General features: G+C 60.4%; 8 protein-coding genes. 6 read left to right on the forward strand and 2 right to left on the reverse strand.

The window, feature by feature from the left end; translation table 11 throughout:
* Window positions 1-169: 169 nt before the first annotated feature.
* Window positions 170-910, forward strand: a complete 741-nt coding sequence (locus ABZT93_RS12110) for a GntR family transcriptional regulator (protein WP_356102593.1) — start codon at window positions 170-172, stop codon at window positions 908-910.
* Between the two features lie 461 nt (window positions 911-1,371).
* Here the strand turns inward: ABZT93_RS12110 and ABZT93_RS12115 are convergent, their stop codons facing one another.
* Both ABZT93_RS12115 and ABZT93_RS12120 read right to left on the reverse strand, forming a co-directional pair.
* Window positions 1,372-2,811, reverse strand: a complete 1,440-nt coding sequence (locus tag ABZT93_RS12115) for a radical SAM protein (RefSeq protein ID WP_356102596.1) — start codon at window positions 2,809-2,811, stop codon at window positions 1,372-1,374.
* Complete coding sequence (locus ABZT93_RS12120; protein WP_356102599.1) at window positions 2,774-4,036, reverse strand: radical SAM protein; 1,263 nt, start codon at window positions 4,034-4,036, stop codon at window positions 2,774-2,776. Before ABZT93_RS12120 ends, ABZT93_RS12115 begins: the two co-directional genes overlap by 38 nt.
* A 926-nt stretch (window positions 4,037-4,962) precedes the next feature.
* Here ABZT93_RS12120 and ABZT93_RS12125 point away from each other — a divergent pair.
* From ABZT93_RS12125 to ABZT93_RS12145, 5 genes are all read left to right on the forward strand, one after another.
* Entirely contained in the window at window positions 4,963-5,880 is a 918-nt protein-coding gene (locus ABZT93_RS12125) for a hypothetical protein (protein ID WP_356102602.1), read from the forward strand.
* 979 nt (window positions 5,881-6,859) lie between these two features.
* Window positions 6,860-8,386 (forward strand): hypothetical protein, encoded by a 1,527-nt coding sequence (locus ABZT93_RS12130; RefSeq protein WP_356102605.1) that lies wholly within the window; start codon window positions 6,860-6,862, stop codon window positions 8,384-8,386.
* Window positions 8,387-8,646: 260 nt separating this feature from the next.
* Entirely contained in the window at window positions 8,647-8,814 is a 168-nt protein-coding gene (locus tag ABZT93_RS12135; protein WP_356102608.1) for a hypothetical protein, read from the forward strand.
* 713 nt (window positions 8,815-9,527) lie between these two features.
* On the forward strand, window positions 9,528-10,352 hold the full coding sequence (locus ABZT93_RS12140; RefSeq protein ID WP_356102611.1) for a helix-turn-helix transcriptional regulator: 825 nt from the start codon (window positions 9,528-9,530) through the stop codon (window positions 10,350-10,352).
* The gene (locus tag ABZT93_RS12145) at window positions 10,349-12,103 is read left to right on the forward strand and encodes a hypothetical protein (RefSeq protein WP_356102613.1); all 1,755 of its coding nucleotides are present in this window, start codon (window positions 10,349-10,351) and stop codon (window positions 12,101-12,103) included. The genes ABZT93_RS12140 and ABZT93_RS12145 overlap by 4 nt, the downstream gene beginning before the upstream one ends.
* Window position 12,104 lies beyond the last annotated feature (1 nt).

The following is a 12,104-nucleotide window of genomic DNA, read 5'->3' on the forward strand; positions in this document are numbered from 1 at the left end:
CGGATCCTTCGGGCTGCTAGACCACCCGTACTACGGGTGACGCAGACAAGAGTGCAACCCGTAGTACGGGTTGTCAATCGACCTGGCGATGAGAGAAGCTGTGCACGCTCGTAGACAAGCCGTCCACGACGACGCGCAGCCGCAGAAGCCCCGGCCAGGGAGGGCCCCCATGCCACCGAAGAACACGCAGCCGAAGTACCGGCAGATCGCCGACTACCTGCGCGATGGCATCCTGGACGGCACCTTCCCAGCCGGCCAACCGCTCCCGTCGGAGGAGGCGTTGGCGAAGCAGTTCGGCGTGACGCGTCCCACAGTCCGTCAGGGCCTCTCCGAGCTACGGGCATCTGGTCTCGTCGAGGCCATCATGGGCCGCGGCACCTTCGCCCGCTCACCCCATGGCCGCCCGAGCCACACGCGCCCGCGCGGCGTACGCCGGGCCCCTGACGGCCGTTACGTCGAGGCCGACGGCATCCGCTGGACCGACGCCGAGCCGCCCGTAGCCACCCGCACCGACGCCCCGTTGGCCCTGGCGGACCTACTCCGCATCCCGCCGGGCGAGCCGATGTTCACGTACGACGCCCTACAGACGGCAGACCATGGCCGCCTCCGGCAACTCCACCGGACGTACGTGCCGTTCTCACTACTGATCGACACCAAGTACGAGGAGGAGGCACCGCCGCCGGCGCCGGAGCTCTACAGCGCACTCGCCAACCTGGGCCACGAACTCCACTTCACGGAGTACGTCCGCACCCGGATGCCGCTCCCAGACCAAGCCCAGGCCCTCCGACTCGCGGACGGGGTGCCGCTCCTGCATGTCATCCGCGTGACGCTGGGGGAGGCGGACAAGCCCTTGGCCCTGGAGGAGTTCCACCTACCGGGCGACGAGCTGGAACTGTCGTTCAGGCTGTAGCCGAACCCGAGTTGGCTCAGACTTTCTTTACGTGATCAAGGCGGCTCGCTCCGCTCCCCGCGCGCGGCACGGCCCCCGGCCGGGCCTGCGCTCCTGTCTCCGCCCCGCTCCAGCCCGGCCGGCGCCCGTGCCGCGCTCAGAGCTATCAGCCACCTGATGCCAGAGAAGGGGTACGTCGTGGCTGGGGCGGTCGGCTCCACGGCTTTACGGAGCCACTTTGGCGCGAGCCTCGAAGATCATGGCCCCAACGTCGTGCTTTACCGGGCAGGTCCACAGACTGCCCGACGCGCCGGAAGCTTTCGGGGCCATGATCACTCGCGCCAAAGCAGCGCCACCCCAAAGCCGCTCCGCCGACCTACGTAGCCGGTCATAACTTCCTTCATGACCGCCAAACATCTCACTCAGGTCATCCGGCACGGGACGAGAAATCTCCGGCGCCGCCCCACCTCGTGAAGTCACGCTCAGTGGAGATTGCGTGAGAAGGGCTGTTCGCTGACACCGATTCCTGCCTGCAGATCAGCCAAAAGCTTATGGAGAACTGCGTTGCCAGTGCGCGAGCTGGGCATACATTGGGAACACTCGTCGGGGATTCGCCGCCCAGACGAGTCCGTTATCACGTCTGTGATTCCAGAATTCTTCACCACTCCGAGGTTGAAGCTGGACTCTGCGAAACGCGGTTCGGCTTGCAAGTCGCATGGGGTGTAGTGCCCGTAGGCGCCGATCGTAGGACGGAAATAGCGTGCAAGACATTCCGTAGTGCGACTGCGATCAACTGTCTGGCCATTTGCCACGGAAACTAGTTCGTCACCAATGTCAATCCGCATCCTGCCGGAGGAGCGAGAGCGAACTCGGCGCAACTGGTCTCGCACTACCTCAAGTTGGCCATCGGTTAGCCCTTCGGTGACGTCTACTTCATCCTTTCGTATGTCAAGCCAATCGACACCCAGCTCTTCAGAGAACTCGACCATCCTCTCGATCTGCCAATAGTTAAGCACTTGGATTACGAAGCCGATTCCCACATGGGGAGCCTCATCCCGAACATCTAGAATTGCACGGACATTTCGCTTTACGCGATCGAAGGCACGCTGCGCAGGCCGAGTCCCCGCAATTCGCTCGTAAGTAGATGCGTCCGGTGAGTGGATGCTAAACCGGATGCGATGGCAGCGCATCAGCGCTTCGGCCAAGGTTGTTCCAGGCCTCATACTGAAGCCCGTGGTGTATACGCAGATTTCGAAGCCAAGGTCGGCAGCTGTGTGCAAGATTTCTGGCAGGTCTGGATTAATCAGCGCCTCGCCGCCACCCGACACGACGAGACGGCGGACACCCTGCTGATTCAGTTCGGTGAGAATTCTCCTCCACTCGGCGAGAGTCATCACTCCATCACGGTCCAGCTGCTTCGTGGTATAGGTGAGGTCCTGCTGGTCCGACCAGAGACACATAGCGCAACGGTAATTACATGTTCCGCGCGTAGGGTGAATCTCTACTGTGTCGGCGATTGCAGGCTCGTGTGCCAGAATACGAGCAGGGCGATCAGGTGTCCGCCGCCATTCGGCCACAGTCGCAGCAGCAAAAGACCAGCGCAATCTGTAGGGATAGAACAAAGACTCGACCAGTTGTGACACTGGCCGGCCATCTCGACAATAATGGTAAGCGCTCCGTACAGCATTGAGGTCGCCACCGACCGCTTCGGCCAAGTGAACTGCAGGCGTCGTGGGGGCGGCAAGGTGACAGAGCACCATCATGCGCGTTAGATGGTCTGCCGGGGCTTCTAGAAGTGCCTTATTGCATAGCTGTCCGAGGCCATCGTCGGCGTAGAGCAGCCCGTATGCGCTATCGACTGAACGGTTCATGCTTGTTCGATCCTTATGCTGCGAAGGACGCAGCGACAGTATGCCACTCATCGGGGCGCAGTAGAGTGATCAACGACCGCGCTTTCTCGAATATGAGGACCGTTCCGGTGGGGTGCGTCGCCACGCGGTACGCCTGTGGCTGTGTACGCAGCTGCCTGGTGAGGGCTGTTGTGGGGGCTGGGTTGTCCATGAGCCAGTGCTTGTCTACGCTGACGATCGGAACCATCTCCACCCCGGCTGCCCCGCCCTTAACTCGACCGATGACGCGCTCGGTCAGGCTGGAGTCTGCTCGGGTACCGATCTGAAACTTATGCCGCGCCTCGACCGCTCTAGGGAGCTGCTTAGGTCGCCCGGAAGCTAGAAGAGATTCTGCCCTCTCCAGTAGATCGGCCACAGCATATTGATAAACAGACCCAAGGATCGCATTATCTACCATCTCCCGGCCCCACGTCGCCGCCTGGAGGCGAAATTCACCGTTCGGTCGAATGTTGCAAAGAGTGTCTTTGACCTGTTCGGACAGCTGTTGCAATGTGATGGTTCTGCCAGGATTCACAACCAGCGTCCGTTCACCAGTCGCTGGCCATTGTGAATTGAACGTCAAATACATGCCCCGGCTCAACATGGCATGATGGTGTTGATCGACGAGTCGCTGAACGGCATGGAACTCGCACTCCTGCAGTGCGATCCTGGGATAGTGTTCCCGCGCCTGACCGGAGTAGCTTGGTGCACATAGATGATGCTGCTCGGCCAGTCCTTGATCCGCCAAGTATTCGGTCAGCTCGATCACTCGTTCCCAATTGTCGCGGTGAACGACTGTGATCACAGTGATCGGCTTACCTGTTTCGCACAGTTGCGACAGGCCGCGGAGCACCTTCGGGAGGTTCTTGCCCCGTGCAGCACCGTGCAGGTCGTTTGTCACCCCGTCGATGCTTGTACAAACGCGAGTAAGGTTCGACCTGCCTATTGCCGTCGCGACCTCAGGTGTGATGCGAGTCGCATTGGTAATCAGCGTTGACGCTGTCCGCGTCAGAGCGTGCGTGGACTCAAGGATTTGCGGGAGATCACGGTGCATGGTGATCTCACCACCAGTCAGAACTACCTCGAATACTCCCGCATTTTCGGCTGCATGGAATGCATTGCGCACCGCTGGGATCGGTATTTGGCGCTCGCGCCAAACCTCGCCGGGATGGCAGTACAAGCAACGCAGGTTACACTCATTCACAGCATCGATCACAAGACGCACCAGGTGACCGATCCGCTCCGTCGCTATCTGCATGGAAGCCCCGACTGCAGGGAAAGTTTGTATCTCATATTGGTGCGTCCCATCGCGCCGTCCCTGCAAACTGTCGGCTAGATCGAGCACGGCTAATCGGGCTTGCAGGGGAGAGGTCTAGGATTACGCAGTTTTTCCGCCTGTCCACTTGACCGTCTGGACGGCCTGCGACTTTCAGCCACAGGCACAGGGCTGCAAACCTCTGTCTCATTGTGGCCTGTCTCGTCGGGATGCGCATATCGAACCCACAGCCTTGCGGCACCAGGGGAGTCAGCATCGACCCTTGCCGCTGGGGCTTCAAGGTTCTCCCACCAACGAAGACCTCAGGTGAGCTGAAGAGAAGCCTGCCAACCGTTGCAAGCGCACCACGGCCGCACCACAAGCGCACCAGACAGAGCGGGGAACAGCGGGGAATCACGGTGCAAGCATCCGGTCCCGACGAAGCTACAGCTCGGCCGTTCGCCCAGGTCAGCACGCGATCCGGCCGCAGATGATCGCAGCTTCCCAAGCTGGGGGCCCAAGTCGCGCACGGAAGCAGGCGCGTCGGCCACAGTCGACTATCGCTGTCTAGCCTGATTGGCCAGCGCACCCGCCGTCATAGCTGCCTGTCGTCGGCTGAGTTTCGAACCACTGTCACGCCAGATGCAGCGGTCAGCCACAGGTAGCGAGGTTGTCCCTGGTGGTCGAGTGGCTGGGCACTTCACCGGTCATCAAAGGGGCTCGATCCTGTGGCCCGACTCCACGGCCTTGGCCGACCTCAGGCCAGGCAGGTCGCCGGCCACACCCGCCGCCAACCTCGTTTTGAGACGCCGAGATTCGCTACCGCGCAGCCTGGGAAAGATTCCTCCCTATGATCTCCGAGGCGGGAGCGACACCGAGGCGGACCAGCACGCCAGCGCTGGTCAAAGCCCACAAGGGTGGGGGGCCACTTGACAACAACACATCACTACTCCGGCGATGAGTGGGAGCAGTACTGCCTCCTGCTCGCCCGCCGGCACTATGGCGCAGACCAGGTACAAGAGGTGCCAGCCCGCCATGGAGGAGACCTTGGAATTGAGGCCTTCACCTTCTGCGGCCGAGCATTTCAGTGCTACGCGCCGGTAGAACCGCTATCCACGTCTGAGCGATACGAAAAACAACGCGACAAGCTTTCGACTGACCTGCGTAAGCTCAGCACGAAGCAAAAGGACCTGCAACGCCTTCTTGGCGATGTCAAAATAAACACATACATTTTCCTCGTGCCCATTTTTGACTCAGCCCAGCTTGTTCAACACGCCAGCACGAAGTCGGAAGAGGTGCGGTCGAAAAGCCTTCCTTTCATCACAGATGATTTCAAGGTAACCGTCGCGACCGATGCCAGCTACGCAAAAGAGCGAAGCGAAATCTTGGAACGAGCGATTTCGCTGATCGACGTCATCCCTACTCCCCCAGGAGAGGTAGACAGTTGGATGGCCGGGAATTCTCAACTAGCCGATATGGCACTCACCAAGCTTGCCAAGCTGAAGCTATCCCCAGACTCCAGTCGCACCTACCTTGAGCAATTAGTCAACCAATTCCTTGATTCCGAAAATGCGCTAGCTCGCCTCCGGGAGAAGTATCCGGATCAATGGGAAGCGGCAACAGGGAGCAAGGTACGAAAAGAGCGCAAGCTAGTCCTTGAGTATCCTCCTGGTAGCACCAACAGCGCGGCCGACGTGACGACCATCGTGAGATCACTGAAAGAGGAACTAGCTCGCCGAGTTCCTGCGCTAGATGATTCTTTTATTGACGCCATGTCATGGGGGTCAATAGCCGATTGGCTCATGCGCTGCCCGTTGGACTTCGAGCTTAGCGAGGATTCATCATGAGTGATGTTGCAGTCCTAGAACGGGCATTCTTAGGTATTTCTAGCAACGTCGTATTCACTCGTCGGCCTGACCCGATCCCTGGCGATCTTCGCACAGGTTGGAGGCTGGCTTCAGCCGTGCTAATTCTGCGACGTTGTCGCGCAAATACTGCAAATCTAGAACAGATCCACGTCCTAGCCTGGGCTCTGCGATCCACCCAGGGCCGCAAAGTCATCGCGGAGTGGTTTCTAGAACATCGCAAGCCAAACGGCCTTATTATCAGGCATGACCCCTCGACAACCCGCACAATTAATCTCGCAATCGCCACGGGCCTGGCAAGGAGGAACGATAACTCTTCCGTATCCCTGGCAGATAGAGGGGAGCACCTAGCCACCCTACTATGGGCTAATAAGGAAGTTCTAGTGCCAGAGAAAGAGTTCCTTGCCACGCTACCCGCTCGCATCACTCAGAAGTCCGTGAGCGAGCTATTGGAGTGGAGGTCTTAATGCTGAAGATCCGGAAACTCTCTCTCAACGTGCACACCACCGGACCCACCTGCGGCACTGTCCTGGAGTTCGGCCCTGGCCTTAATATTCTACGAGCCGATAACTCAAGTGGTAAGTCCACCTGTCTCCAGTCCATAATTTATGGACTCGGTCTAGAAGGGATGATGAGTCCCAGTCGGGACATCCCACTTCCACACGCAATGACCGATAGGGTCGAAGTCGATGGGCAAGAATATCGCGTCGAAGAGTCGAGCGTTTCGCTCGAAATCGAGAACGGGCGGGGTGAGATTCTGACTATTGGTCGTCCCGTCAGGAGTGCACGGTTCGATACAACCCTGATCAGGACACGAAACGGCCCCACGCTCTCGGACTCTACTGCTCCATACACCCAGCGTGATTACTTTGTTCGCAGGGCGGGAGCGGCTCAAAGGGAGGCTGGATTCCACCATGAACTGGCCAAATTCCTTGGGTGGGAACTTCCTAAGGTGACTCGCATGGATGGCAGTGAGGGCACTTTGTACCTTGAGTGCCTCTTCCCTTACTTCTTCGTGGAGCAGAAACACGGTTGGTCAGGGGTTCAAGCACGTATCCCGACCTACCTTGGAATTCAAGACGTTTCGAAACGTTCCGCTGAATTCATCCTGTCACTAGACGCCATGGACATGGTGTTGGAGTCGCAACGGATCGAGTCGGCTATCACACTTATTGAAGCGGACTGGAAAAACGTAGAGCGCAACATTTCAGATATGTCCACTCGCGCTGGCATCCTCGTACGCGGAATCCCTAAGAAACCGCATTCTTCCTGGCAGCGCGAAGATTTAGTCTCTCTAGAAGTGGATTCCGGCTCCGGCTGGGCCCCGCTCGATGACGAGATAACTCGTCTTGCATCTGACCTAGAGGAGCAGAATGCACAGTGTCTAACATCCGTCGGCGAGGCCGCACCTGAGATAGAAGAGTCTTTGTCGCTCAATCAAGACAGGGCGACTCAACTTAGTATCGTGCTTTCCTCGGCAATTGAGGAGTGGGAGCAGGCTAAAAAGCAGGTTCTATCTCTGCAACTCCGCATTGAAGCGTTGGAAGAGGACCTGCGGAAACATAAAGACGCAGCCCTCCTGGAGCAACTCGGGGCAACAGGCAACTATAGTCTGCATGATGCTGCGTGCCCAACGTGTGGTCAAAGTCTTCCCGACGGATTTGAGATTACCGATTATCCGTTGACTATCGAGGACAACATCTCGCACCTCGATAAGGAATTGACAACCTTCCGCTCCATGCAATTAGATGCCGACCGAGTAGCGGAAATTAGCCAGGTCAGGGTTTTCAGGTTGCGCGAAGAGATGGCGAGTCTACGCGCAGCCATCCGCTCGCAGAAAGACGCCCTCATTAGCCCCAGCTCGCTGCCGGATAGCGCAAAGTTGGCTCAACGGTTCAAGGCCGAGGAAAGACTCAATGCACTACGCAGTGTCCGCGACTCCATCGAGTCTTCGATCGATGAGCTTGAATCACTCGCGGCGACTTGGCAGCAAAACAAAGAAGCTCTAGCCGCTCTAAGGAGGAGGGAGCTAACCACTGCCGACGAAATCAAGATCCGTTCGCTTACAGACTCTCTGACGTCACAGCTGGAAGCATACGGTTTCCGATCCCTCGAACCCCGCTCAATCGATGTTTCCCCGAAAACCTATCGTCCTAATCATGAAGGATTCGACCTTGGGTTCGATCTCTCGGCAAGCGATATGATTCGAGTAATCTGGGCCTATCTATTTTCCTTTATGGAGGTATCGCGGGAGTTTCAGACAAATCATCCTCAGCTGCTCATCTTTGATGAACCGCGCCAGCAAGAAGCTGCTCGGTTTAGCTTTCAGCAACTCCTGAGGCGAGCTGCTGAAAACGGGGCCGCTGGCAGCCAGGTCATCTTCGCGACTAGTGAGGAAGAGGACGATCTGAGGTCGATGCTATCGGGCCTGCCTCACCAGATGACGTCAATCCCAAGGGGCGAGAAGTTGATCAAACCTCGTACATAGGCACCCGACATCGCTGAAAGGGGCGCCGGAGTCATGTCACGGCCCGCGTCAGACTGCGAGAGGCATCCTCTCGCCCTCGTTCCAGCCAAGCCCTCGTGACATCCGTGCCTGAAATCAACCAAGGCCAGACAGCGGCAGCTACGAGCGTCCTGTGACAACTGTGACGCCCGGTCTCCGAAGCTCGTAAAGCCCAATTGACCGTACTCCAAGAGCGGGTGTACGCGAACCAGCATGTGAGGGTGCCATGTCAGAATGGGGTGATGCTGACCGAGGAGGACGCACGCCGGCTGGTGCTTGCCGAGATCGACGACGGGCGGGGCCACGTCACGTACGACCTTGAGATCCTGCGCGTGGAAGCCTTGCCGTTCGGGTGGATCTTCTACGGGGAGCAGTCCGGGACGGTCGGAGCGGACAGCACCGTCGGTTGAGAGGCAACGGTCCGTTCCGTCGATCGCAAAAACGAGCGGTTGATCCGAACTGCCACCTGCGTCCCCGTAGCCCGCCAGATCGCGGACTGCGAACGCCGAGTGCGACGCGAAGCTCACGCCCGGAACGCGGCAGCGAAGCAAGCTGCGCAGCAGCCATGAGTGTCTTACTGCGTGACAACGCCGACGAACAGCGGCGGACGCACGCGAACACCTGCGGACCATCAGCCCAGGTGAGACTCACACCAGCCCAAGGCACCACCCCCACCCAAGTTGCTTCGGGACGAAGAGGTCGTGGGTTCAAATCCCGCCACCCGGAAAGTGAAATACCAGTTCAGGGCTGGTGCTGAGAGATCAGCACCAGCCCTGAACTGTTCTCTAGAGGCTCCCTGGAGAGATCCTGGAGGATATCTTGGAAATCGCCTCCAGAGCAGCGCCCTATCAGCGAGTCTTTGGCAGCGCTTCCAGAGCAGTTACAGGCGAGCCCGGGGCTCATCACCAGGCGCGCATTCGACGCCTGCTCCCACGTCCCGGTGAGCGCGATCATCAGTGCCTGCCGCCTCCCGGGCGTGATGTGGTCGTAGCGGGACTGCACCGAGCCGTCCTCGTGACCCTACAAACGGCTTCCACTCTCTAAATGACCACCTGTGTCTTGTGCGCACAAGACACAGCGAAACGGTTGAAGTAGATTCCACTCACCTGACACGGTGTTACCTGTGACTGGCGACGGAACTCGGCAAGCAGGTACCGAAGGTTGGCCTGCCGCTGCGTTTGGCGAAGCCCTGCGGGCTTTCCGCAACCGGGCCGGGATGACCCGAGAGCAGTTGGCACGTGCTGCTGACATCGATCGCAGCGTGCTCTCACGCCTGGAGCGCGGGCAGTACCGGCACCGCCTCAGCGAACGCATCCTCACGAACCTGAGTACAGCCCTCGCCTGCGGCAACGCCCTTTTCGAAGCCGCCGACCGACCCGCGCCGGCTCTCCAGAAGCTCATCACCGCTCCCGCGCTCGCTCTGGCTCTCGCGAACCCGGAGGCCGCCTACCGAGTCCTGCGCAAGCTGCACTTGGCGGAGATCGCCGCGTCTGTGGCCAGTCCTGTTTTTGTGCCGGATGGACGGGCGGTAGATGCCGTGAGGCTGTGGAGAGCCGTCCGCGAACGGGCGGGCCTAGATTCCGTGCCTCCGCCGGAGGTGGGGCCGGGCAGGCATGCGCAGACACCCGTCGCCCGACGATTCTTGATCTCACATGCCACAGCCCACCTCCTACTGGAGACCGAATGCAGGTGGCCCTACATCGGATCCGAATCTGAGACTGAGGCAAGCGAGCTCGGAGGACTGCTGCTTACACCCCCCGGGCCTCTAACCCAGGCCGTCAGAGCAGCCTTCAGCGCCGGACTAGATCCATGGGAGGCGGACGCCGACGGACTCATCGCTGCGGTAGCCGACTATCTCCTGATACCAGGCTGGCTTGCCGCCTACAGGATCGGTGATTTCCCCGGTATCCACCTTCAGCTTCTACCTGTTGACGAGGAACCCGCATGACCGTATCCCCTGACCCCTTCGACCGGTCACTGCCGAGCCCGCTGGCCGGCCTGGCCGCCCTGCGGGCCTCCGGCGAAGAAAGCGTGGTGGCCACCGGACGGCTCTCGTCACGGCAGCAGGCTATGTACGTGGCGACATCGGTGGATGAGGCTCTGGCCGACAAGATCAGCACGGACTCGTTGCTCCGCCTGGTGCTTCTGACAGGAAGTGCGGGGGGAGGCAAAAGCGCGCTGATCCGGCAGCTGGAGAGCCGTCTGCCTGCTGAGGCGCTGAGCCGCGTGGTGGAGGACGCAACGCACGCCGACAGCCCGAGCGAGCGCCAGACTGAACGGCTCGCCGGCGTCCTGGCGGGATTCGAGCAGGGTGTTCCTCCAGCCGGGGATTTCACCCTCATCGCCGCCAACACAGGTCTACTGCTCGAACTGCACCGCGAGTTCACCGAGCGTAAGCGGCATGCCCAGGCTGAAGTAGTGGCCTATGCGCTCAAGGTGCTCGGCGTTCCCGGAAACCGGGTGCTCGACGCGGCACGCAAAGAGGAGCTGGATCAAGCTGTGCTTGTCGTCGACCTCGACCAGCGCCCCACTTCAGGAGGAGAGGGACGCTTGCTGCACAGGATGCTTGCCTCCCTTTCACCGCACGATCCTGCTGGCGTGCTTGGGGGGGCCGAGCGCTGCCGCACATGTACGGTCACGGCGTGGTGTGCGCCCCGAACGAATGCTGCGCTGCTGGCCGATCCGCAGATCGGCACCTCGCTGGACGAGGCAGTTGAGCAGGTTGCCCTCCGGCGAGGCCGCGACGTGGCACCCCGCCAGCTGTGGGACGGCATTGCTGAACTTGCGCTCGGGGGAATCAGCACCGAGGGGGACCCGTGTGAGGCCGTCGCCCGCATCGCTGCGACAGCGGATGCGGAGGCCGTATGGGCAGGCCTGCTTCCCAATGGCGCTTTCGTCTCCCCGCACAGCGAGCTAATCAGGGAACTGGCCGGACTCGACCCGTCCTACCGGGCCAGCGATGAGGCCCACACCGTGATCGCAGCCGTAGGGATCGACCCTCAGGCGGATGGCGGCCTGCTTACGAGCGTCCTCGGCCAGGGCGACGGGAGCCGGGAAGCCGTCAGCACGGGGGCTCGGGCGCTGGCCGACGGTACCCCTCCAGACGCCGCACGGGGCCTGGTACGCGCACACTGGCTCACCGGGCGCATCCCGCTCGGAGCAGTGGTGCCCACAGAGTTCAAGGCTGCGGTCGAACAGCAGGATGACGCTGTAAACCAGGTCATTGACGTTGTGTGTGATGGCCTGGTCAGCGCATTCGGCCGCAAGACGAGTCACGAATTCTTCCTGCCGACAGAGAGCCTGACGGAGAGCCGCACGGCACGCGTCCTCGTGCAGATCAGCCTTCCGGACGAAGTCGATGTCTGGCCACAGCGCACAAAGACGCTTAACCCCGCCGGCTGCGCCGTGGTCGGCTGGCGGCCACTCACGGCCCGCTTGAAGATCGGGAGGTCGGTTGTTGACCTGGACCTTCCGCTCTATGAGCTGTTGCAGCGAGCGTCCGAAGGTGCCCTTCCCGCGACAGTCGACATGGAGCGGTTCCATTCCCTGCGCTACGCGGCGGAGCGCCTAGGCCGCGCCCACGCAGGACAGGACAGCCGTCCGCTGCTTGTCACGGACGAGGCCCAGGGCACGGCGTTCCTGGTGACATCACAGCAGCGCCGCGGTCAGCAGCGCCTGAAGATCGAAAAGGTTGCGTGAG

Source organism: Streptomyces sp. NPDC005303 (assembly GCF_040607335.1).
Lineage (GTDB): Bacteria > Actinomycetota > Actinomycetes > Streptomycetales > Streptomycetaceae > Streptomyces.